The following is a 22103-nucleotide window of genomic DNA, read 5'->3' on the forward strand; positions in this document are numbered from 1 at the left end:
GCTGGCGCGTCAGGCGCTCAGTGTCTTGCGACCGCGCGCGCGGCGCGCGTTCAGAACCTTGCGGCCGCCCTTGGTGGCCATGCGCGCCCGGAAGCCGTGGCGGCGCTTGCGGACCAGGTTCGAGGGTTGAAAGGTGCGTTTCATCGCTCCGACTCCGGTTCTTGCGGGTGACGCACGTCCGCTGGATGCGGGAATCGTGCCAACGCCCGGGAATGTTCGAAGCCCGGTCTATAGGCGCGCGCGCCGCGCAAGTCAAACCCGCGCCGGGCGTTTTGCAACAAATTTCCTTCCCACGGCCGGCCGGCATGTTACAGACTGCGGTGATGCGGCGCGGGTCATCACGGAAACCGTCACCGGCCATCAATCGCGCGTGAAGCACCTAGGCAAAGGGATGCCGGCCACGCATCTTGCGGTCAAACGCAATGGAGGCAGGCCAATGGACGACGTTTCCCGATGGAACAAGAGCATGTTTGTGCGACACGCGCCGCTGGCAATCATCATCCTTTTCGCGGTCGTGGGGTTTTTCACCCTGCGCGATTACATAACCTTCGACACGCTGCAGCAGCACCGCGAGGCGCTGCTGGATTTCCGTGACGCGAACTACGCAGTCATGGCGGCGGCCTTCGTGGCCACCTACTTCGTCATCGTGGCCTTTTCGCTGCCCGGCGCGGCCGTGGCCTCGGTCACCGGCGGCTTCCTGTTCGGGCTTGCCGTGGGCACGGTCTACAACGTGATCGGGGCGTCGCTCGGGGCATTCGCGATCTTCCTCGCGGCACGCTGGGGGCTGGGCCGGACGCTGGCGGCGCGGCTGGAGGCATCGGAGGGCACGCTCAAGCGGGTGCGCCAGGGCCTGCGCGAGCACGAGATCAGCGTCCTGTTCCTGCTGCGGCTCGTGCCCGCGGTGCCGTTCTTCGCCGCAAACCTGCTGCCCGCGTTGGTGGGGGTGAAATTCGTCAACTTCGCCATCACCACCGTGTTGGGCATCATTCCCGGCGCGATCGTCTTCACATGGATCGGCGTGGGCGTGGGAGAGGTCTTCGACCGCGGCGGGAAACCGGACATGTCGCTGTTGTGGGAGCCGCAGATCATCGGCCCGCTGCTGGGTCTGGCGGCACTGGCGGCGCTGCCGATCGTCATCAAGACGATCCGTGGCCGCAAGGATATCTGACCATGTCGCGCATCCGAACCGATCTGCTGGTCATCGGCGCGGGCTCGGGCGGGTTGTCCGTCGCCGCGGGCGCCGCCCAGATGGGCGCCGATGTCACCCTGCTGGAGGGCGGCAAGATGGGCGGCGATTGCCTCAACCATGGTTGCGTGCCCTCGAAGGCGCTTCTGGCCAGCGGCAAGGCGGCGCATGCCCTTGGCGCGGGAGAGGTCTACGGCATCGGCCGGGCCGTGCCGCAGGTGGATTACGCGGCCGCCCAGGCGCACGTCGCCGGGGTCATCGCCCAGATCGCGCCGCACGACAGCCAGGACCGCTTCGAAGGGCTGGGCGTGCGGGTGATCCGCGCGTGGGGTCGCTTCACCGGCCCGCGCGAAGTGGAGGCCGGAGGGCACGTGATCGTGGCGCGGCGCGTCGTGATCGCCGCGGGCTCGTCGCCGATGGTGCCGCCGATTCCGGGGCTGGGCGACGTGCCCTACCTGACCAACGAGACGATCTTCGACCTGCGCGAGCGGCCCGAACACCTGCTTGTCGTGGGCGGCGGGCCGATCGGTGTCGAGATGGCGCAGGCGCACAGACGTCTCGGCTGCCGCGTCACGGTGATCGAGGGCAAGCGCGCGCTGCCCGCGGACGACCCCGAAACCGCCGCCGTCGCGCTGGACCGTCTGCGCGCCGAGGGCGTCGAGATCGCCGAAGACGCGATGGTGTCCCGGGTCGGCGGCACCGCGGGCGAGATCGAGGTGGCCACGGAGGATGGCCGCCGCTTCACCGGCACGCATCTGCTGCTCGCCGCGGGGCGCCAACCCAACATTGACGGGTTGAACCTGCCGGGCGCAGGGATCGAGACGACACGCGCGGGCATCAGGGTGGACGCCCGCCTGCGCACCACGAACCGGCGGGTCTATGCCATCGGCGACGTGACGGGCGGTCTGCAATTCACCCATGTCGCGGGCTATCAAGCGGGGGTGGTGATCCGCTCGGCGCTGTTCGGCCTGCCCGCCAGGGCCGGAACCGCGCACATCCCCTGGGTGACCTACACCGAACCGGAGCTCGCGCAGGTTGGTCTGACCGAGGCGCAGGCGCGCGCCGCGCACGGCGACCGGCTGGAGGTCGTGCGGTTTCCCTATGCCGAGACCGACCGCGCCGTGGCGGAGCGAAAGACGGAGGGCCTCATCAAGGTCATGGTGCGGCGCGGCCGGCCCGTGGGCGTGTCGGTCGTCGGCGCGCAGGCCGGCGAGATCGCGAACCTCTGGGCCCTGGTGCTGGCCAACGGGCTGAAGATGAAACACGTGGCCGCCATGGTCTCGCCCTACCCGACGCTGGGCGAGATCAGCAAGCGGGCGGCGGGGGCCTATTTCTCGCCGAGGTTGTTTGATAGTAAACTGGTCAGAAGGGTCGTCAGGCTGGTGCAACGCTGGCTTCCCTGAAGGGATCGACACGGGCATGATGAACTCACTTTCCGGGCGCTTCCTCATACTCACCGCCGTCTTCGTGATGCTGGCCGAGGTGCTGATCTTCGTGCCCTCGGTGGCGCGTTACCGCGAGGACTTCCTGTTGTCGCGGCTGGAACGCGCGCAGATCGCATCGCTCGCGCTGCTTGCCGACGACATGATCGACGAGGAGCTCGAGGAGGAACTGCTGCGCAACGCCGGCGTCTTCAACGTCGTGCTGCGCCGCGACACCGCGCGGCAGCTGATCCTGTCCTCGCCCGTGCCGGGGCCGGTTGCCGCGTCCTTCGACCTGCGCGACGCATCTGCCATCCAACTGATCGGCGATGCCATGCGCCGCCTGGCCGATCCCGAGCCCGGGGTGATCCGGGTGATCGGTGAGCCGGTACGCGAAGCCGGCCTTCTGATCGAGGTCACGATGGAGACGCAGGCGCTGCGCGCCGCCATGATCGATTACGGTCTGCGCATCCTGATGTTGTCCCTGGTCATCTCGGTCATCACCGCCGGGCTGCTGTTCCTTGCCGTCCGGCGGTTCCTCGTGCGGCCCATTAAGCGCGTGGTCAGCCACATGCAGGCCTATGCCGCCGCACCCGAGGATGCGAACCGCATCATCGAGCCCGGCGCCGGCGTGACCGAGCTGCGCGAGGCGGAAGAGACGCTCAAGACCATGCAGACGCAGCTGACCACCGCGTTGCGGCAAAAGGAGCGGCTGGCCCAACTGGGCGGGGCCGTGGCCAAGATCAGCCACGACCTGCGCAACATCCTCAACAGCGCGCAGTTGTTCACCGACCGCATCGAGATGAGCGAGGACCCCGGCGTCAAGCGGCTGGCGCCCAAGCTGGTGAACTCGCTCACGCGCGCCATGCACCTGTGCGAATCCACGCTGGCCTTCGGCAAGGCCGAGGAACCGGCGCCGACGCTCAGCCGGTTCGCGCTGCAGGACATCGTGGGCGACGTGATCGAAAGCGAACGGTTGTCCGCCGGGGAGGCCGATATCCGCTTCGTCGAGGAGGTGCCGCCGGCGCTTACGGTCCGCGCGGATTCCGAGCAGCTCTACCGCGTCATCGCGAACCTGGTGCGCAATGCCCGCCAGGCCATCGTGGCGAGCGGGACGCCGGGCGAGATCCGGGTGCGGGCGCGCGAGGACGAGGCCAACTGGATCATCGAGGTTGCCGACAACGGCCCGGGCCTGCCGGAGAAGGCGCGCGACAACCTGTTCAAACCCTTCGAGGGCGGCGCCAGCAAGGGCGGCTCCGGGCTGGGCCTGACCATCGCGGCCGAGCTGGTGCGCGGCCACGGCGGGCGTCTGGACCTGGGCCGGACAGGCCCGGATGGCACGGTCTTCATCGTGACGCTGCCCAAGGGGGAACTCGAAACCGCCGCGTGATTTGGCACGGATTCCCCCTTGCAAAGCCCGCGGGCAGGGGATACACGCTCACCTCCACGGACCGATAGCTCAGCTGGATAGAGCACTTGACTACGAATCAAGGGGTCGGGGGTTCGAATCCTCCTCGGTCCGCCATCTTCCCGCATTTCAGGAAGGCCCAGGGTCCAGGACAAGGTGCGCGTGCGCCTCATTCCCGTGCGTTCTGCGCCAGTTCGGCCCGGATCGCGGCGTCGTGTTGTCCACGCCGCGGAGCAGGGCGAAGCTGTGTCCGCTGCCCGTCGAAGCGCGGGGCCGGGGCGGGTTGCAACGCGCCGTGGGCGTCCTGCCAGGTGCCGCGCGCGGCCATGTGCGGCTCTTCGCGGGCCTGATCGGGGGAAAGCACGGCGGCCACGCAAGCGTCGGAGCCGTCGAACAGCGCGGTCCAGTGGGCCCGGGGTTTCTCCGCGAAGATGCCCGCCAGCCGCGCGGTCTGCTGCGGCCATCGGGTGGCGTCGTGCTGCGTGGCGAACCCTGCGTCCTCCGCGAGCCCCATGCGCGACAGGAACTCGGCGTGAAACTGCGGTTCGAGACATTGCACGGTGACATGCCCGCCGTCCGCGCAGACATAGCTGCGCGACCACGGCGGCCCGTCGAGCAGGCTTTTGCCCCGCTCCTCGGTGAAATGCCCGGCCTGCCGCAGTGCCATGAGCAGCGCCATCATGTGCGCCGAACCGTCCACGATCGCCGCGTCCACGACGGTGCCCCGTCCCGTTCGCTGTGCCGCGATCATGCCGGCCAGCACGCCCGCCACGAGGTACAGCGCCCCGCCCCCGATGTCGCCCAGCAGGGTGGGCGGCGTGATCGGCGGGTGGCCGGGTTCGGAGGCGTACCAGAGCGCGCCCGAGGCGGCGACGTAGTTCAGGTCGTGCCCGGCGGTCTGCGCGCGTGGCCCTTCCTGGCCCCAGCCTGTCATGCGCCCGTAGACCAGCGCCGGGTTGTCGGCCCGGCACTCTTGCGGCCCCAGCCCCAGCCGTTCCATCACGCCGGGGCGGAAGCCCTCGATCACCGCGTCGGCCGTGGCGATCAGGGCGCGGGCGGTGGCAAGGTCATCCGGCGCCTTGAGGTCGAGCACGATGGATTTCTTGCCGCGGTCCAGCAGGTTTTCGTCCTCGGGCACGATCCCGTTGCCCCTGGGGCGATGCACGACGATCACCTCGGCCCCGAGGTCGGCCAGCATCATCCCCGCGAAAGGGGCGGGGCCCAGCCCCTCGATCTCGATCACGCGCAGTCCTTCAAGCATGCCCGGCCTTTCGTCGCATCACGGCGGTCACCCTAAGCGGCGCGAGAGGTGCCGGCCAGCCCTCAGTACCTGCGGTGCACGCGCCTGCGGCTGACGAGAGGACGTTTCCTCTGTTGCTCGCGCAGGAAGACGAACAGCCCTGCCCCCAGGATCAACAGGATACCGATACTCACCACCGTGTCGGGCAGGTCGCCCCAGATGGCCCAGCCCCACAGCACCGCGAGCGGCAGGCCCACGTATTCGAACGGCGCCACCGTGGCCGCGTCGGCGCTTCGGTAGGCCGCGCTGAGCGCGTAGCCGATGATCGCCGAGTTCAGCCCGAGCGCGGCGAACAGCCAGACGTCATTGCCCTCCGGCCAGGTCCAGGCGCGCAGCAGGAAGACCAGGCTCTCGTTCCGGATGTCTTCGGCGAAGCGGCCGTCGCCTGCGACGCTCCAGAATCCGAGGCTGACCAGGATGAAGACCAACTGGATGTAGACGGCCATCGCCGAGGCCTTGGAATTCACCCCCAGCTTCCGGGTGAGGATCTGGTTGATGGCATAGGTCAGCGCCGCAAGTACCGGCAGCAGGTAGACATAGACAGGAGCCAGCCGCTCCGCGCCGCTGGCCCATGGCCGGGTCATCACCACCACGCCCGCGAAGCCCACCACCACGGCGCCCAGGCGCAGCGGCCCCACCTTCTCGCCCAGGAAGGGAATGCTCAGAAGCGTGATCATCAGCGGCGCCACGAAAAAGATCGCCGTCGCCTCGGCCAGCGGCAGCACGGCCAGCGCGGCGAAGAACGTCATGTTGGCGATCGCCACCATCAACCCGCGCAACAGGTGCAGCCCCGGGGTGCGGGTGCGAAGGATGCGCCAGCCACCCTCGAGTTGCACGATCATCAGGCTGAAGACGATGCCGATGGCCGAGCGGGTGAACACCATCTGGTGCAGCGGGTAGCCGCCCGACAGGAACTTGATGAGCATGTCGTTGACCGAGATCGCCAGCATGCCCAGCAGGATGAATCCGATGCCGGTGGCCGGGTTCTGGGCCTTCGTCTGAACTGTCATGGGACGGATCCTTTCGAATCGCCCCTACCATGGGGGCACGCCCCGCGTCATGCCGTTTCCCGACGGGTCGGGCACTTGGCCGGGGCGCCGCGATCCACTAGGATGAATCCGGCGAACAGGGCGAAGGAACATTCCATGAAAATGAGTGGCGAACGCGAGATCGCGGCCGACCGGCAGACCGTCTGGACGGCGCTCATGCGGCCCGAGGTTCTGAAGGAATGCGTGCCGGGTGCGCAGGAGGTGACGGGTTCGCCCGAGGAGGGGTACGAGGCCACGGTCACGCAGAAAGTCGGCCCCGTGAAGGCCACCTTCAAGGGACACGTGACCTTTTCCGAGATGGCCGAGCCCGACAGCCTGACCCTGACCGGCGAGGGCAAGGGCGGCGCGGCCGGTTTCGCCAAGGGCGGCGCCGACGTGCGGCTCGAGGAAATCGAGGACGGCACGCGGCTGGTCTACGACGTCGAGGCGAAGGTCGGCGGCAAGCTGGCGCAGCTGGGCAGCCGCGTCGTCGACGGGTTCGCCAAGAAGATGGCCGACCAGTTCTTTGAACGTCTCGAGGGCGTGATCGAGGGGCCAAAGGAAGAGGACGAGCCCGAAAAGGCCGAGAAGAAGGGCTGGCTCAAGCGGCTGATCAGCTAGCGCCGGGGGGGGTCTGCGGTTTCTCCCTGTTCGCGGATCACCCGCGCGACGCGCGCCCCGATGGCGCGGCTGGCCTTCACGCTGGGGTGGATCATGTCCACCGCGTGGTAGGAGGTGTCGCCCTCGGGCACGAGGTCGGACAGCGACACGAAATGCACGCCCGGGTCGGTGCGGGCCAGTTGCGCCACGCGGCCCTCCAGGGCGTCGCCTTCCTCGCGGCAGTGCTCGATCGGGGATCCGGCGCCGGGGCTGCGCAGGTAGCCCACGAAGATCACCTGCGCGCCGCCCGCCCGCACGCGGCGGACGAACTCCGCGATCTCGCCGTCCTGCCCGTCGGCGGCGATGAGCCGGTCAAGCCTGCGGTGACAGCGCGAACAGCCGCAGCCCAGCCACAGGTCGTTGCCGCCACCGTTGACGATGACCCATTCCCAGTCGCCGGGGCGGTATTGCTTGGTGATGTTCAGCCCCGCCGCCCCGGAGATGGGCAACGCGTAGAGAAACCGTGCCCCCATCACGGCGCGGTCGGTGACCGGCTCTCCCAGGCGTTTCTCTACGGCGTGCGACACCGACTGCCCCGACAGCCCGTGCATGGCCATCAGGGAATCGCCAATCAGAAGGATGCGCGAGGTATCGTCCCGTGTCACGGGTTCGGTGCACCCCGCCAGCACCAGCATCGCGGCGGCAAGTCTGAGTATGGGGATCATTCCTGTTGTCCTGTGCGTGTCGCCTTGCAGGCAGTGTAGCAGCATTTCGGAAAGGGGAATGGCCTGCGCATGGCCACTTTCGGGCGATTTTCCGGCAAACGGAGCGGCGCACGAAAGGCGGCCCCGCGGTGATGCACAGGCGCCCCTGCGCAGACGGTGATTGCCCCGGCGGTCAAACGCAATAGGTTGGCGCGGAACGCGTGGAGGAACGGCAATGACGCCGATCGTCGAGGTCGACAAGCTGAGGAAAGTCTACGATGACGGGTTCGAGGCGCTCAAGGGCGTCTCTCTCGATATCCACAAGGGCGAGATCCTTGCCCTGCTCGGGCCGAACGGAGCCGGCAAGACGACGCTGATCTCGGCGCTGTGCGGTATCACAACGCCGACCGGCGGTGCGGCCCGCGTGGGCGGTCACGACACCGAGACCGCCTACCGCGCCGCGCGCAAGCTCGTGGGGCTGGTGCCGCAGGAGGTCGCGCTGGAACCCTTCGAGCGCGTTATCAACACCGTGCGGTTCTCGCGCGGTCTGTTCGGCCGGCCGCGCGACGACGCGCTGGTCGAGCGCACCCTGCGTGACCTTTCGCTATGGGACAAGCGGCAGGCCAAGACGATGGAACTGTCGGGCGGCATGAAACGGCGGGTGATGATCGCCAAGGCGCTGGTGCACGAACCGCGGGTCCTGTTCCTTGATGAGCCGACGGCGGGCGTGGACGTGGAACTGAGACGGGACATGTGGCGCGTGGTCGAGGGGCTGCGTGCCTCGGGCGTGACGATCATCCTGACCACGCACTACATCGAGGAAGCCGAGGCGATCGCCGATCGCGTGGCTGTCATCAACGCGGGCGATATCCTTCTGGTCGAGGACAAGACCGCGCTGATGCGCCGCCTGGGGCGCAAGACGCTGCGCATCGACCTCGACACCGCGCTCGACCGGGTGCCCGCCGCGCTTGACGGCTATGATCTCGAACTGGGCAGCGACGGTCGCTCGCTGACGTACCACTACGACACCTCCGGCGGCAACGGCACCGGGATCACCCGGCTGTTGCAGGCGTTGGCGGCAGAGGGAATCACGCTTTCGGATCTGCATACCCGCCAGTCCAGCCTCGAGGAGATCTTCGTCGACCTGGTCAAGAAGGGGGACGCGCGATGAACCTGCACGGGGTTCGAGCGATCTATGTCTACGAGATGAAGCGGTTCTTCCGTACGTTGATGGAAAGCCTGCTCTCGCCGGTGATCTCCACCTCGCTTTACTTCGTGGTTTTCGGCGCGGCCATCGGCAGCCGCATCGACCAGGTGGGGGGGGTGAGCTATGGCGCCTTCATCGTGCCGGGGCTGATCATGCTGTCGACCATGACGCAGGCGATCTCCAACGCCTCCTTCGGGATCTATTTTCCCAAGTTCATCGGCACGATCTACGAGGTCCTGTCGGCGCCGGTGAATTTCTTCGAGATCGTGCTCGGCTACGTGGGGGCCGCGGCCACGAAATCGCTTATGATCGGCTTTGTCATCCTGTTCACGGCAGGGTTCTTCGTGGACATCGAGATCCTGCATCCCGTCGCGATGGTCGCCTTCCTCGTGCTGACCTGCACCTCGTTCTCGCTGTTCGGGTTCATCATCGGGATCTGGGCGCAGAACTTCCAGCAGTTGCAGATCATCCCGCTGCTGGTCATCACCCCGCTGGTGTTCCTCGGCGGCTCGTTCTACTCGATCAACATGCTGCCGCCGGTCTGGCAGACGATCACCCTGTTCAACCCTGTCGTTTACCTGATCTCGGGGTTTCGCTGGTCCTTCTTCGGGCAGGCCGACGTCGCGGTCGGTTACAGTCTCCTCGCGATTGCCGGGTTCACGGGCCTGTGCCTGGCGCTCGTCTGGCTGATCTTCAGGACGGGGTACCGGATCAAGGCCTGAGCGTTGCGCGGCGTGACCTATTTGCCCGCGTTCGCGGAATTTGGCAGCGAAGGCCCCGGGGCGGGCGCGGGTGCCTTGCTTGTGCGGCGCCGCCGTCCTAAATCGGCCCCATGATCGAGCGGCTTCCTTTCCTGAACCTTGGCCCGAAGGTGGCCGTCATCCGTCTTTCCGGGGCCATCGGCACGGGGGCACGGGCCCACCTCAACGACGAGACGATGGGGCCGGTCATCGACAAGGCCTTCAAACGGGGAAAGCCGGCGGCGGTTGCGCTGGTGATCAACTCGCCCGGCGGTTCGCCGGTGCAATCGTCGCTCATGGCGGCACGGATCCGCCGGCTGGCCGAGGAAAAGGGCCTGCCGGTGCATGCCTTTGTCGAGGATGTCGCGGCCTCTGGCGGCTACTGGCTGGCCACCGCGGCAGACGATATCTGGGTCGATCACGGATCGATCGTCGGCTCCATCGGCGTGATCTCGGCGAGCTTCGGCGCACATGTGTTCCTGGCCCGCCAGGGGATCGAGCGCCGGGTGCATACCTCGGCGAGGTCCAAGAGCATGCTCGACCCTTTCCTGCCCGAAAAGGAGGAGGACGTCGCGCGCCTCGAAGGCATCCTGGAACAACTCCACGCCGGGTTCGTCGAGCACGTCAAGGCACGGCGCGGGGACCGGCTGACCGATCTGCACGATCTTTTCACGGGCGAGTTCTGGGCGGGCCGCCGCGCCGTCGAACTGGGGCTGGCAGACGGCGAGGCGCACCTTCTGCCCAAGTTGCGGGAGCTTTACGGAGACAATGTGCGGCTGTCCCACTACGGCCGGCGCCGGCCGCTGTTGCAGCGGCTCGGAATGACGCTTGCACAGGATGCGCTTGCCGCGGTCGAGGAGCGGGCAGGCTACGCGCGTTACGGGCTCTGACGTGATCGTCAAGATCGTCATTCTCTTTCTCGTTTTCATGGGCGTGATGGCCATGTTCGGCAAGCTGCGCTTTCCGGGGCAAAAGAAGCTTCAATCGGCGCGCTGCCCGCGTTGCGGCCGGTTCCGCATCGGCAAGGGACCGTGCAGCTGCGGCCGAAAGGGCAGGCGCAAATGATCGCCTGGCTGCTCGTGGCGCTGGGGCTGACGATCCTGCTGCTGGCGGGTGACGCGCTGGTGAAGGGCGCGGTGAACCTCAGCCTGAGGGTGGGCGTGCCCGCGCTGATCGTCAGCCTGACCATCGTGGCCTTCGGCACCTCGGCGCCCGAACTGCTCATTTCCATCAACGCGGTGCTGGAAAATCAGGCGGGCCTGGCGCTGGGCAATGTCGTGGGGTCGAACACCGCCAACATCCTCCTGGTCCTGGGCGTGCCCGCGCTGCTGTCGGGGCTGCACACCAGCGAGTGCGACAGCCGGAAGACCTATGTCTTCATGATCATCGCCTCGCTTCTGTTCGTCGGGCTGGCGTTCACGGGCGAGTTCGGGGCGCTGGAGGGCGCCGTGCTGCTGTTCGCCCTGGGCCTCGTGCTGCTCGACGCCTTTGTCGAAGCTGGAAGACATCGCCGCGCCACCGCCGAGATGCTGCTGGTCGATGCCGACGAGTCCGAGGGCGTCGAGGGCGCCGATCCGGACATGCCGTGGTGGCAGATCACCGTCTTTCTGGTCCTGGGGCTGATCGGCTTGCCGCTGGGGGCCGACATCCTCGTGGACAATGCCGCGATCATCGCGCGCCGCTACCACGTCACCGACTCGGTGATCGGGCTCACGCTGGTTGCGCTGGGGACCTCGCTGCCGGAACTGGCGACCACGGTGATGGCCGCGCTGCGCCGGCAGGCCGACGTCGCGCTTGGCAACGTGATCGGCTCGAACATGTTCAACCTCCTCGCGATCATCGGCGTGACCGGCCTTGTCGGCGTGATTCCCGTCGACCCCTCGTTCCTGCGGTTCGACCTTTGGGTGATGCTGGGGGCCTCGGTGCTGATCGTGCCCTTCGTGTTCCTCAAGATGGACATGAATCGCGTCTGGGGATTGCTCTTGACCGTCGGTTATCTGGTCTATGTCTGGCAGGTACTGACCTGACTGGAGGGATCGAATGACACGGGCACTCGTGACGGGGGCTGGCCTGAGACTGGGCCGCGCCATGGCCGTGGCGCTGGGCGAACGCGGCTTTGACGTTGCCGTGCACTTCGCGCGTTCGGCCGAGGCCGCCGAAACGACGGCGCGCGACATCCGCGCGCTGGGCCGCCGGGCCTGCACGCTTCAGGCCGACCTTCTGGACGAGTCGCAGGTATCGGGCCTGGTCCCGGCCGCGACGGAGGCCCTGGGCGGGCCGCTGTCCGTGCTGGTCAACAATGCCTCGATCTTCGAATACGACACCCTGCCCACAGCGACGCGCGAAAGCTGGGACCGGCATTTCGAAAGCAACCTGCGCGCGCCGGTGGTTCTGACGCAGGCCTTCGCGGCGCAGGCACCGGAGCCCGTGCCGGATGCCGCCGGCGAACCCGTGGCACAGGCTTTGGTCGTCAACATGATCGATCAGCGCGTGCGCAAGCTGACGCCCGAGTTCATGAGCTACACGCTGGCCAAGGCCGCCAAGTGGACGTTCACCCAGACGGCCGCGCAGGCGCTGGCGCCGGGCGTGCGCGTGAACGCGATCGGTCCGGGCCCGACGCTTCAGGGCCACCGCCAGAGCGAAAGCCACTTTGCGCGGCAGCGGCAGAACACCGTTCTGCAGCGCGGCGCCGGCCCCGAGGACGTGACGCGGGCCCTAGCTTTCCTGCTCGACTCGCCGGCGGTGACAGGCCAGTTGATCTGCGTGGACGGCGGGCAGCACCTTGGCTGGCAGACGCCCGATGTGCTCGGCCCCGAATAACGGGCGACGCGGTAGCAGGAAAGTTGTGCACGGGGCGAATGGGCGTCGTGATCGCGTTACAAAAACTTCAATATTTTCAGGCCTTTGTCACGGCACCATATTTTTATGATTTAAAATCAATCAGTTGCGATTCTGCCTATTTTTTAATCAAACCGGCGAAACAGGCCGGAATCAACGAGAAACCACCGCTTCGCGAAAGTTATCGGCAGGTTTATCCACAGGAATCGTGGAAAGGATTCCCCTTGAAACCGGCCCCCCGAGATTGCAGCCGGTGCCCGAGAATCATAAGTCAGACGCCATGACCGACCTTTCCTCAGAGCAGGCGCCGAAGAAGGGGCACGAGGTGATCCAGTCCTACCTGCGGACGCTGGACAGCTCGCCCGGTGTCTACCGGATGCTGGATGAGCAGGCGCGGGTCCTCTATGTCGGCAAGGCCCGCAACCTGCACGCGCGCGTTTCCAGCTATGCCCGGCCCACGGGCCACACGCCACGGATCGCCCGGATGATCCGCGAAACGGCCTCGATGATGTTCCTGAGCACCGCGACGGAGACCGAGGCGCTGCTGCTGGAGCAGAACCTCATCAAGCAGCTCAAGCCGCGCTACAACGTGCTTCTGCGCGACGACAAGAGCTTTCCGAACATCCTCGTGACCAAGGATCACGCCTTTCCGCAGATCCGCAAGCACCGCGGCGCGAAGAAGGACAAGGGTGCCTATTACGGCCCCTTTGCCAGCGCCGGCGCGGTCAATCGCACGCTCAACCAGCTTCAGAAGGTGTTCCTGCTGCGAAACTGCACCGACAGCACCTTCGAATCCCGCACGCGCCCCTGCCTTCTGTACCAGATCAAGCGGTGCAGCGGCCCGTGCGTGGGGCTCATCAGCGAGGAGGACTATGCCGCCTCGGTGCGCGATGCCGAACGATTCCTGTCGGGGCGCTCCACGGAGGTGCAGGAAAAGCTCAAGCAGCAGATGCATGACGCCGCTGACGCGATGGAATTCGAACGCGCCGCGGCGCTGCGCGACCGGATCAAGGCGCTCACGCAGGTGCAGACGGCACAGGGCATCAACCCGCGCACCGTGACAGAGGCCGACATCGTCGCCCTGCACCTGGAAAAGGGGCAGGCCTGCGTGCAGGTGTTCTTCATCCGCGCCGGGCAGAACTGGGGCAACCGCGATTTCTATCCGCGGGTGGACGCGGAGATGGAGGAGGCCGAGGTGCTCGAGGCATTTCTCGGCCAGTTCCACGACGGCAAGGAGCCGCCGCGGCAGGTGATCCTGTCGCACCCGATCGAGAACACCGACCTGATGGCGCAGGCGCTGTCTGACAAGCGCGGCCGCAAGGTGGAGATCCTGACCCCCCGGCGCGGGGAAAAGGCCGAGCTGGTGGACGCCGCCCTGCGCAACGCGCGCGAAAGCCTTGCCCGGCGCATGGCCGAAACAGCGACGCAGGCCAGGCTGCTGCGCGGGCTGGCCGAGGCATTCGAGTTGCCCGCGCCGCCGCAGCGGATCGAGGTCTATGACAACAGCCACATCCAGGGCGCGAACGCGGTGGGCGCGATGATCGTCGCCGGGCCCGAGGGCCTGATGAAGAACAGCTACCGCAAGTTCAACATCCGCGGCGACGATCTGACGCCCGGCGACGATTTCGGGATGATGAAGGAGGTCTTGACCCGACGCTTCAAACGCCTGCTCAAGGAGCATCCCGACCGCGAGGGCGGCCAATGGCCCGACCTGCTTCTGATCGACGGCGGCGCCGGGCAGGTCGGCGCCGTGGCCGGGATCATGGCCGAGTTGGGGGTCGAGGACATCCCCGTCGTCGGTGTGGCCAAGGGCGTGGACCGCGAACACGGCAAGGAGGAGTTCCACCGCCCCGGCCGGCGCCCCAAGGCGTTGCCGCACAACGACCCCGTCCTCTATTTCATCCAGCGCCTGCGCGACGAGGCGCACCGCTTCGCAATCGGCACGCACCGGGCCAAGCGTGGCAAGGCAGTGGGTGCCACCCCGCTGGACGAGGTGCCGGGCGTGGGGGCCGCGCGCAAGCGCGCGCTGCTGTCGCACTTCGGCTCCGCCAAGGCCGTCAGCCGCGCCAACCTCGCCGATCTCAAGGCGGTCGATGGCGTGTCAGAGGCGCTTGCCGAACGTATCTATGCGTTCTTCCATGACCGCGCCTGAGAACGGTGTCGCACGGAGTCGGGCACGACGTTGCGTGCCCACTTTCCCGCGCCCTGCGAACAGGCTAGGAAAGGGGCGATGAAGTGGACGCTGCCCAACATCCTGACGATTCTGCGCCTGCTGGCGGCGCCGGGCGTGGCGGTGATGTTTCTCTATTTCACGCGGCCCTATGCCGACTGGTTCGCGCTGGTGCTGTTCCTCGTCGCGGCGATGACCGACTGGTTCGACGGCTACCTCGCACGGGCGTGGAAGCAGGAAACCAAGATGGGCACCATGCTGGACCCCATCGCCGACAAGGCGATGGTGGTGGTCGCGCTGATGGTGATCGTGGGGTATTCCAGCATGTCGCCCTGGCTGGTGCTGCCGGCGACGGTGATCCTTTTCCGCGAGGTCTTCGTGTCGGGCCTGCGCGAATACCTGGGCGACGTAGCGGGCACGCTGAAGGTCACGAAGCTGGCCAAATGGAAGACCACGGCGCAGATGATCGCGATCGCGGTGCTTTTTGCACAGGGCGTCTTCGAGCACTATCTCGTGGCCAGCACCGAGGGCATGGACCAGGCGATGGTCGACGACATTCTCTCGGGCCGCGAGGAGGACCTGCACGGCCTGCGCTGGAAGCTCGACGGCATGATCTGGAGCGGGCACCTCGGGCTCTGGCTGCTGTGGCTGGCCGCCGCCCTGACTTTGCTCAGTGGCATCGACTATTTCCGCAAGTCGGTGCCCTATCTGAAGGATGACGCGTGATGGACGTTCTGTATTTCGCCTGGGTTCGCGAACGCATCGGAGAACCGCGCGAGCACGTCGAGACGGGCGCGCGGACGGTGCGTGAGCTTGTCGAGGAACTGCGCGGCCGCGAAGACCGCTATGCCGCCGCCTTCGCCGATCTCGACGCGCTGCGCGTGGCCGTCGACCAGGAACTCGCCGATTTCGACGCCCCCCTGAAGAACGTGCGTGAAGTTGCGTTCTTCCCGCCGATGACCGGAGGCTGAGGATGCGTATCAAGGTCCAGAAGGCGCCCTTCGACCTTGGTGGCGAAGTGAACGCCTTTACCGCGCGACAGAACAACATGGGCGCGGTCGTGACGTTCACCGGCATCGTGCGCGACCTCGAAGCCGGGCGCCTCGAGGCCATGGAGATCGAGCATTATCCCGGGATGACGGAAAAGGCGCTCGGGCAGATCGCGCGCGACGCCACGGACCGCTGGAGCCTGGGCGACGTCCTGATCATTCACCGCTTTGGCCGGCTGACCCCGCAGGACATGATCATGATGGTCGCGACCTCGGCGCCGCACCGCGCGGACGCATTCCAGGCCGCCGACTTCCTGATGGATTACCTCAAGTCCCGCGCGCCGTTCTGGAAGAAGGAAGTCACCGACGCCGGCGCCGATTGGGTCGAGGCCAGGCAGGCCGACGAGGCCGCGCTGGACCGCTGGGGCTGAGGCCCGCGTGCCACCCGCGCCTCACTCTGCGCGCGCCCGCATGCGATCGAGTTGCGCGCGGAGTTGTTCGGCCTCGTGACGCGCTTCGCGCAGACCGTCCATCGTCGCCTTCAATTCGGCCTCCGTCTGCGAAAGCTGGTTCGTCAGCTCGGCCTCGCGCTGCTGCATGTAGGTGATGGCCTGGTCGCGCGTTTCCTCCGCCTCGTGCAGTTCCTGCGCCATCTTCTCCAGTTCGCCAACGTCCGATTTCGACACGCGGATGAAGCGGTGTATCAACCAGTTGGAGAACCAGCCAACACAGAAGGCCACGAAAAGCACCACGGCCGTGGCGACGATAAACTCAGTCCTGTTCATCGGTGTTGTCTTCCTGTTCTGCGTCGGCGGCGCCATCCTGGTTCGCGTCCGTGGCGCCATCGCCGGTTTGTGCGGTGCCGTCCGCCGGTTCCGCGGCGTCTGCCGCCGCTTCCTCCTTTCCGGGCTTTCCGGTGTCGGAGTCGTCGGCTTCCGCGACGGACTCGGGCCGGATCAGCCGGAATTCGATCCGGCGGTTCGCCTCGCGCCCTTCCTCGGTATCGTTATCGGCGATCGGTTGCGATTCGCCATAGCCCTTCGCGGTGAACGACGATGTCAGCACCCGCCGCGCGCGCAACGCATTCAGAACGGCCTGCGCGCGCGCCTGCGACAGCTGCTGGTTCATCACCTCGCGGCCCTGGCTGTCGGTGTGCCCGCCGATCTCCATGCGGATCTCGCCGCATTCCTTCAGGATCTCTGCGATTTCGTTCATGACCTTCTTGCCATCGCCCCCGATTTTCGCCGAGCCGGGTTCGAAGCTGATCTTGCTGTCCTCCTGGGCGGCCTTGATCCGGCTTTCGCACTCCTCGGGTGTGGGCTTGCTGGCCACGGGGTCGAGCTGTTCCTCGTAGGTCACGTCAATGGAGAACTGCGCGCCTTCGCCCAGCTTGTCCGACAGGAAGCCGGCGATGCGCGCCCGTGCGTCCTTCTGGCCGGTGTCGCCCGCGATGCGCAGGCTGTCGGGCGTGATGGTGACCGCGCCGTTGGACAGGTGCGACAGCGCCTCGATGCCGGCCATGACGCGCAACGGCCAGTCCGACGGCAGGTCCTCGTCCACGCGCACGGTGTTGTGCACGGAATCGGCAGAGAACCTGGCCTTGGACAGGCTTTCGACCGCGCGGCGGGACCGGGCGCCGGGCAGACGCCCGCGCAGCTGGACCAGCCCCTCGGGTGACAGCGTCGCGGTGAACTCGGGGGCGCCGCCCGCCTCTTCCTCGTCCGGTGTTTCGGGCAGCACGGCGTGAAGCGCGAAAACCTCCGGCAATTCGTTCTCCAGCCGGCCGACGACGCTGTCGAACCGCTCCTGCGGCGTGCCGCGCTGCGCCAGCAGGCTGATGTCGGCGTCCGAGAACGTCACGCTGCCACCGCCGAGGTCGGAAAGCGCCGAGATGGCCTGTTCCACCGCGGTCGCCCATTTCGGCGAGGGCACCCCAAGGCCGACGGTGCATGCGTTTTCGCCGTCCTCCTCCATCCCGGCGGCGCGGGCGGCGGCCAGTATGCGCTCGCGGGCCGCTTCGGTATCGGCCGAGCAGGCGTCGAACCGCGCCTTCCCGTCCTCGATAAGAAAGCGCAGCGTGAAGGGCGTGATCACCGGCCGCGGCGCCGAGATGTCGAGCGCGAGGCCAACCTCGGCAGGGGCAAGGCGCGACAGTGTTTCCTCCATCTCGCGCTTGGCCCGACGGCTTTCGGTCATCGCGGTCACCTTGACCCGGTCTGCATCGGCCGAGATCTTGGCCCGCTCCAGCTCGGCCAATGCGCGGATCGCGAAATCGAGCGTGTCGCTCCAGGTGTCCGGTCGCGCGTAGTCCGCGGTCTCGAGCAGGTCGGTGATCTCTTCGTCCGGCGCCGCCTCGGCGATGCGCCCGGTCAGCGCCGCGCGGTCGGTGTTCCCGGGAATCAGCCCGATCAGGGAAACCCCGCTTTCGTTTCGCAGGATCTCGACCGAGAAGCGCGGTGGTGCGATGTCCTCTGCCTCGGCCACGAGCATCTGGTCGATCAGGCGGGCGGCGTCCACGACCGATCCGGCCGCCGACAGCGCGTTGAAGCGCGCCGCTTCGGACGGTGCCGTGCCGGCGAGAAAGACCTGCAACCCGTTGGTATCGACCGTGACCCATTCCATGCCGCGCCGCACGAGTTCCTGCCGCACGACCGATTTCGACCCCTGTTCGACCGCCGAGACGGCATACCCGGCGGCGACCAATGACAACACCGCGGCAACCAGGAAGGCGGCGGCGACCGGGACGATCGAGGAAAGGCGCATGGATTTGGCCAACTTCTTGCTGTTCTGGCTCCGTCCGACTGTTTAGGCCCAGCAGGAGGCGAGTGCAATCAGAGCAGCAGCGCGACGGCGAAAAACGGCAAGGGGATCAGCCCGGCATCGCGGTTCGAGCGGAACAGCGAAAGCAGGCGCCTGTCGTCGTCGGGGTCGAACCGGGTCAGTTGCCAGTGCAGGTGCCAGCCCATCACGAGCGGCCCGGCCAACGCGACCAGCACGGCCAGGGGCGACGCGTGGCCCAGCCCGGCCGACAGCACCGCCAGCCCCATCAGCATCACGGTCGCCACAAGGAAGCGACGCAGCCACCGCGGCGTGCGCGCCCCGAACAGGCGGGCCGTCGATTTCACCCCCAGAAGCGCGTCGTCCTCGGCGTCCTGATGGGCGTAGATCGTGTCATAGAACAGGGTCCACGCGATCCCGGCGAGGTAAAGCACCACCGCCGGCCATTCCAGCATGCCCGTATGCGCCGTCCATGCCAGCAGCGCCCCCCAGTTGAACGCCAGCCCGAGAAAGACCTGCGGCCACCAGGTGAACCGCTTGGCATAGGGGTAGACCGCCACCGGCGCCAGGGCCAGCACGCCGAGCACGATGGCCCCCACCCGGAACGTCAGCAGGATCAGGAACGCCAGCAGGGCCAGGAAGGCCAGCCAGATCAGTGCCTGCGTCACGCTCACCTGCCCCGAGGGGATTGGCCGCGCGGCGGTGCGTGCCACGCCCACGTCGATGTCGCGGTCGGTGATGTCGTTCCAGGTGCAGCCGGCGCCGCGCATCAGCCATGCGCCGACGCCGCAGCCTGCGAAGATCCACAGATCGTGCCATTCCGCGCGGCCGTCGTGGAGCATGCCCAGCAGCAGCCCCCACCAGCAGGGCAGAAGCAACAGCCATGTGCCGATGGGACGATCCGCGCGCGCCAGCCGCAGGTAGGGGCGCATCGCCGCGGGCGCGCGGGTGTCGACCCAGTTCCCGGTCACGGCGTCGGCGACGATGCCGCTGTCCTCTGGTGTCCGGTTGTCGCCGGTCATATGGTGCCCTCATGACGGCTGGGAAGATAAGGCTTTATGTAGAGCACCCGCTGGGGGAAGGGCAAACGGTTCCGCTCGACGGCAAGCAGGCGCACTATCTTTTCGGGGTGATGCGGCGCGGCCCGGGCGATGCCGTGGCGCTTTTCAACGGGCGCGACGGCGAATGGCAGGCCGAGGTCCGTGATGCGCGCAGGAAGGCGGGCACGCTGGTCTGCCGCGGGCAAAGTGCGCCGCAGCGTGACCCGCCCGACCTGTGGCTGCTGTTCGCACCGATCAAGAAGGCGCGCACCGATTTCATCGTCGAGAAAGCCGCCGAGATGGGGGCGTCCCGCATCCTGCCCGTGCAGACGGATTTCACCAATTCCGAACGCATCCGGCAGGACCGGCTGCAGGCCCACGCCATCGGGGCCGCCGAACAGTGCGGCGGCACCTACGTCCCCGAGGTCGGTCAGTTGCAAAAACTGGATGCCGTTTTGGAGTCATGGCCCGACGGGCGCCAACTGATGTTCTGCGACGAGGTCCTGGCGGGTGGCGCAGCCACCTTGCCGCGTGATGCGGCGGGCCTGCCGTGGGCCATCCTGATCGGCCCGGAGGGCGGGTTTTCGCAGGCCGAGCGCGACCGCCTGCGCGCGTTGCCCTTTGCCCATGCCGTCAGCCTCGGGCCGCGCGTTCTGCGGGCCGACACCGCGGCGGTCGCCGCGATGACCGTCTGGCAGCAGGCGCTGGGGGACTGGGCATGAGTTTCATTCGCCCGGAGGCGCGGGCGGCACTGCTGCGCTGGCGCGAAGCCCTGGTCGCGGTGGGTCTTTTGGGCGTGGGGCTATGGTGGGTCGTCGTCGGCGCGGGTGCCCTGCGCATCGTGGGCGCGGCACTCCTCGTTGCCGGCACCGGGCTTGCCGCCGCGGGCGTGCAGCGCGCGCGTTTTCGCACCGGAGGTGCCGGGCCGGGTGTCGTCCGTGTGGACGAGGGGCAGATCGTCTATTTCGGGCCGGTCACGGGCGGGGCAGTGGCGCTGTCGGAAATCACCGAGATCTCGCTTGACCGGTCCGGGCGCCCCGGACACTGGGTGATCGCGCAGCCCGGCCAGCCCGACCTGTGCATCCCGCTGAACGCGGAGGGCGCGGACGCGCTGTTCGACGCCTTCGCTAGCCTGCCGGGCCTGCGCACCGACCACATGCTGGCCCGGATGCGTGATACCAGCAGCCGGACGGAGAGGATCTGGGTCCGTGACACCGATCAGGCCACCGCCCTGCCGAAGCGGTGACCGCCGGATTGACACCGGCGGCGATCGGCGCAAGTAACGGACCGTCACGGGCGCGCGGCAAGACAGGAGGCCCCATGTCCATTCCCCAGTCCGGCGGCGGGCCGATCGAGAGCCGCGCGCAATTGGCCGAATACCTCGAAAGCGGGTGCAAGCCGCGCGAGCAGTGGCGCATCGGCACCGAGCACGAGAAGTTCGGCTATTGCAAGGACGACCACCTTCCCATCACCTACGAAGGTGAGCGCAGCGTGCTTGCCGTGCTCGAAGGCTTGCGGGATCTGCACGGCTGGACCCCGCTGGAAGAAGACGGCAAGCTGATCGGGCTGGAGAAGGCCGGCGCCAACGTGAGCCTGGAGCCCGGCGGGCAGCTGGAGCTTTCGGGCGCGCCGCTGGAGAACATCCACGAGACCTGCGAGGAGGTGAACGCGCACCTCGCCGATGTGAAGGACATCGCCGACAAGGTCGGGGTGGGGTTCATCGGGCTGGGCGCGGCGCCCGAATGGACCCACGAACAGATGCCGCGGATGCCCAAGGGCCGCTACAAGCTGATGACCGACTACATGGACCGGGTCGGAACCATGGGCAAATCGATGATGTATCGCACCTGCACGGTGCAGGTGAACCTCGACTTCGCCTCCGAGGCGGACATGGTCAAGAAGTTGCGCGTCGGGCTTGCGCTGCAGCCGGTGGCAACCGCGCTGTTCGCCAATTCACCGTTCTTCGAAGGCAAGCCCACGGGCTTCAAGTCCTGGCGCGCCCGCGTCTGGCGTGATCTGGATTCCGACCGCACGGGCATGCTGCCCTTCGTGTTCGAGGACGGTTTCGGCTTCGACGCATGGGTCGACTACGCACTGGACGTGCCGATGTATTTCGTCCACCGCGACGGTGTCTACCACGACGCGCTGGGCCAGTCCTTCCGCGATTTCATGAAGGGCGAGCTGCCCGCGCTACCCGGCGAGGTGCCCTTGATGTCGGACTGGGCCGACCACCTGACCACCATCTTCCCCGAGGCGCGGATCAAGAAGTACATGGAGATGCGCGGCGCCGATGGCGGGCCGTGGCGCCGGCTGTGCGCGCTGCCCGCGCTCTGGGTGGGGCTGCTTTACGACGCCAACAGCCTCGATGCCGCCTGGGATCTGGTGAAGGGCTGGACGGCGCCGTTCCGCGAGGCATTGCGCATCGCCGCCGGGGAAAGCGCCCTGCAGGCCGAGGTCGACGGTTTGCGCATGCAGGAGCTGGCGGCGCAGGTGCTGGAGATCGCCGAGGCCGGTCTCGGGGCCCGGGCACGCGCCGGCGGCGGCGGCATGATCCCCGACGAGACGCATTTCCTGGGCACGCTCAAGGAAAGCGTCGAAAGCGGCCAGGTTCCGGCCGACGAGTTGCTGGCGCGCTACCATGGCGAATGGCAGGGCGACCTGGGCCGTATCTACGCGGAATATTCCTACTGAGAC

General features: G+C 67.3%; 24 protein-coding genes and 1 tRNA gene. 18 read left to right on the forward strand and 7 right to left on the reverse strand.

Annotated elements, in window-relative coordinates:
- Nucleotides 1-9: 9 nt before the first annotated feature.
- Complete coding sequence (gene rpmH, locus CEF10_RS01110; RefSeq protein ID WP_101065512.1) at nucleotides 10-144, reverse strand: 50S ribosomal protein L34; 135 nt, start codon at nucleotides 142-144, stop codon at nucleotides 10-12.
- Nucleotides 145-466: 322 nt separating this feature from the next.
- Here rpmH and CEF10_RS01115 point away from each other — a divergent pair, with 322 nt between their 5' ends.
- From CEF10_RS01115 to CEF10_RS01130, 4 genes are all read left to right on the forward strand, one after another.
- Nucleotides 467-1168 (forward strand): TVP38/TMEM64 family protein, encoded by a 702-nt coding sequence (locus CEF10_RS01115; RefSeq protein ID WP_232796364.1) that lies wholly within the window; start codon nucleotides 467-469, stop codon nucleotides 1166-1168.
- A 2-nt stretch (nucleotides 1169-1170) separates the two neighbouring features.
- Nucleotides 1171-2589 carry a dihydrolipoyl dehydrogenase family protein gene (locus tag CEF10_RS01120; RefSeq protein WP_101065514.1) on the forward strand — a complete coding sequence of 473 codons (1419 nt, stop codon included), beginning with the start codon at nucleotides 1171-1173 and terminating at the stop codon, nucleotides 2587-2589.
- Between the two features lie 16 nt (nucleotides 2590-2605).
- Nucleotides 2606-3997, forward strand: a complete 1392-nt coding sequence (locus tag CEF10_RS01125; protein WP_101065515.1) for a sensor histidine kinase — start codon at nucleotides 2606-2608, stop codon at nucleotides 3995-3997.
- 58 nt (nucleotides 3998-4055) lie between these two features.
- Nucleotides 4056-4132: transfer RNA gene (locus CEF10_RS01130), tRNA-Arg, on the forward strand.
- A gap of 52 nt (nucleotides 4133-4184) precedes the next feature.
- On the opposite strand, the gene CEF10_RS01135 is transcribed toward CEF10_RS01130, so the two are convergent.
- Both CEF10_RS01135 and CEF10_RS01140 read right to left on the reverse strand, forming a co-directional pair.
- Nucleotides 4185-5276, reverse strand: a complete 1092-nt coding sequence (locus CEF10_RS01135) for a CaiB/BaiF CoA transferase family protein (RefSeq protein ID WP_101065516.1) — start codon at nucleotides 5274-5276, stop codon at nucleotides 4185-4187.
- Nucleotides 5277-5338: 62 nt separating this feature from the next.
- On the reverse strand, nucleotides 5339-6325 hold the full coding sequence (locus tag CEF10_RS01140; protein ID WP_101065517.1) for a DMT family transporter: 987 nt from the start codon (nucleotides 6323-6325) through the stop codon (nucleotides 5339-5341).
- Between the two features lie 135 nt (nucleotides 6326-6460).
- Here CEF10_RS01140 and CEF10_RS01145 point away from each other — a divergent pair, with 135 nt between their 5' ends.
- Nucleotides 6461-6964 carry a CoxG family protein gene (locus CEF10_RS01145; protein ID WP_101065518.1) on the forward strand — a complete coding sequence of 168 codons (504 nt, stop codon included), beginning with the start codon at nucleotides 6461-6463 and terminating at the stop codon, nucleotides 6962-6964.
- Here the strand turns inward: CEF10_RS01145 and CEF10_RS01150 are convergent.
- On the reverse strand, nucleotides 6961-7668 hold the full coding sequence (locus tag CEF10_RS01150; protein ID WP_232796365.1) for an SGNH/GDSL hydrolase family protein: 708 nt from the start codon (nucleotides 7666-7668) through the stop codon (nucleotides 6961-6963). The genes CEF10_RS01145 and CEF10_RS01150 overlap by 4 nt on opposite strands.
- A gap of 214 nt (nucleotides 7669-7882) precedes the next feature.
- Here CEF10_RS01150 and CEF10_RS01155 point away from each other — a divergent pair, with 214 nt between their 5' ends.
- From CEF10_RS01155 to CEF10_RS01200, 10 genes are all read left to right on the forward strand, one after another.
- Nucleotides 7883-8818 carry an ABC transporter ATP-binding protein gene (locus tag CEF10_RS01155; protein WP_101065519.1) on the forward strand — a complete coding sequence of 312 codons (936 nt, stop codon included), beginning with the start codon at nucleotides 7883-7885 and terminating at the stop codon, nucleotides 8816-8818.
- Complete coding sequence (locus CEF10_RS01160) at nucleotides 8815-9576, forward strand: ABC transporter permease (RefSeq protein ID WP_101065520.1); 762 nt, start codon at nucleotides 8815-8817, stop codon at nucleotides 9574-9576. Before CEF10_RS01155 ends, CEF10_RS01160 begins: the two co-directional genes overlap by 4 nt.
- Before the next feature lie 110 nt (nucleotides 9577-9686).
- Nucleotides 9687-10484 carry a S49 family peptidase gene (locus CEF10_RS01165; protein ID WP_101065521.1) on the forward strand — a complete coding sequence of 266 codons (798 nt, stop codon included), beginning with the start codon at nucleotides 9687-9689 and terminating at the stop codon, nucleotides 10482-10484.
- A gap of 1 nt (nucleotide 10485) precedes the next feature.
- The gene (locus tag CEF10_RS01170) at nucleotides 10486-10659 is read left to right on the forward strand and encodes a hypothetical protein (protein ID WP_198586121.1); all 174 of its coding nucleotides are present in this window, start codon (nucleotides 10486-10488) and stop codon (nucleotides 10657-10659) included.
- On the forward strand, nucleotides 10656-11621 hold the full coding sequence (locus tag CEF10_RS01175) for a calcium/sodium antiporter (RefSeq protein ID WP_101065523.1): 966 nt from the start codon (nucleotides 10656-10658) through the stop codon (nucleotides 11619-11621). Before CEF10_RS01170 ends, CEF10_RS01175 begins: the two co-directional genes overlap by 4 nt.
- A gap of 13 nt (nucleotides 11622-11634) precedes the next feature.
- A complete protein-coding gene (locus tag CEF10_RS01180; RefSeq protein WP_101065524.1) occupies nucleotides 11635-12414 on the forward strand; it encodes an SDR family oxidoreductase in 780 nt (259 codons plus the stop codon).
- Nucleotides 12415-12712: 298 nt separating this feature from the next.
- On the forward strand, nucleotides 12713-14584 hold the full coding sequence (uvrC, locus tag CEF10_RS01185; protein ID WP_101065525.1) for an excinuclease ABC subunit UvrC: 1872 nt from the start codon (nucleotides 12713-12715) through the stop codon (nucleotides 14582-14584).
- 78 nt (nucleotides 14585-14662) lie between these two features.
- The gene (gene pgsA / locus CEF10_RS01190; protein ID WP_101065526.1) at nucleotides 14663-15328 is read left to right on the forward strand and encodes a CDP-diacylglycerol--glycerol-3-phosphate 3-phosphatidyltransferase; all 666 of its coding nucleotides are present in this window, start codon (nucleotides 14663-14665) and stop codon (nucleotides 15326-15328) included.
- Complete coding sequence (gene moaD, locus CEF10_RS01195) at nucleotides 15328-15573, forward strand: molybdopterin converting factor subunit 1 (protein ID WP_101065527.1); 246 nt, start codon at nucleotides 15328-15330, stop codon at nucleotides 15571-15573. Before pgsA ends, moaD begins: the two co-directional genes overlap by 1 nt.
- Nucleotides 15574-15575: 2 nt before the next feature.
- Nucleotides 15576-16022: a molybdenum cofactor biosynthesis protein MoaE gene (locus tag CEF10_RS01200; RefSeq protein WP_101065528.1), complete on the forward strand. Its 447-nt coding sequence runs from the start codon at nucleotides 15576-15578 to the stop codon at nucleotides 16020-16022.
- A gap of 21 nt (nucleotides 16023-16043) precedes the next feature.
- On the opposite strand, the gene CEF10_RS01205 is transcribed toward CEF10_RS01200, so the two are convergent.
- The 3 genes from CEF10_RS01205 to ubiA form a co-directional block, all read right to left on the reverse strand.
- Complete coding sequence (locus CEF10_RS01205) at nucleotides 16044-16376, reverse strand: hypothetical protein (RefSeq protein WP_101065529.1); 333 nt, start codon at nucleotides 16374-16376, stop codon at nucleotides 16044-16046.
- On the reverse strand, nucleotides 16363-18354 hold the full coding sequence (locus tag CEF10_RS01210) for an OmpA family protein (protein WP_101065530.1): 1992 nt from the start codon (nucleotides 18352-18354) through the stop codon (nucleotides 16363-16365). The genes CEF10_RS01205 and CEF10_RS01210 overlap by 14 nt, the downstream gene beginning before the upstream one ends.
- A gap of 68 nt (nucleotides 18355-18422) precedes the next feature.
- Nucleotides 18423-19391, reverse strand: coding sequence for a 4-hydroxybenzoate octaprenyltransferase (ubiA, locus tag CEF10_RS01215; protein WP_101065531.1), 969 nt, complete (start codon nucleotides 19389-19391; stop codon nucleotides 18423-18425).
- An 11-nt stretch (nucleotides 19392-19402) separates the two neighbouring features.
- On the opposite strand from ubiA, the gene CEF10_RS01220 reads away from it, so the two are divergent.
- From CEF10_RS01220 to CEF10_RS01230, 3 genes are all read left to right on the forward strand, one after another.
- Entirely contained in the window at nucleotides 19403-20131 is a 729-nt protein-coding gene (locus tag CEF10_RS01220) for a 16S rRNA (uracil(1498)-N(3))-methyltransferase (protein WP_101065532.1), read from the forward strand.
- Nucleotides 20128-20655 carry a hypothetical protein gene (locus CEF10_RS01225; protein ID WP_101065533.1) on the forward strand — a complete coding sequence of 176 codons (528 nt, stop codon included), beginning with the start codon at nucleotides 20128-20130 and terminating at the stop codon, nucleotides 20653-20655. The genes CEF10_RS01220 and CEF10_RS01225 overlap by 4 nt, the downstream gene beginning before the upstream one ends.
- A 74-nt stretch (nucleotides 20656-20729) precedes the next feature.
- On the forward strand, nucleotides 20730-22100 hold the full coding sequence (locus CEF10_RS01230; protein WP_101065534.1) for a glutamate--cysteine ligase: 1371 nt from the start codon (nucleotides 20730-20732) through the stop codon (nucleotides 22098-22100).
- The last annotated feature ends 3 nt before the right edge of the window (nucleotides 22101-22103 follow it).

Source organism: Roseovarius salinarum (assembly GCF_002834145.1).
GTDB classification, from domain to species: domain Bacteria; phylum Pseudomonadota; class Alphaproteobacteria; order Rhodobacterales; family Rhodobacteraceae; genus Roseovarius; species Roseovarius salinarum.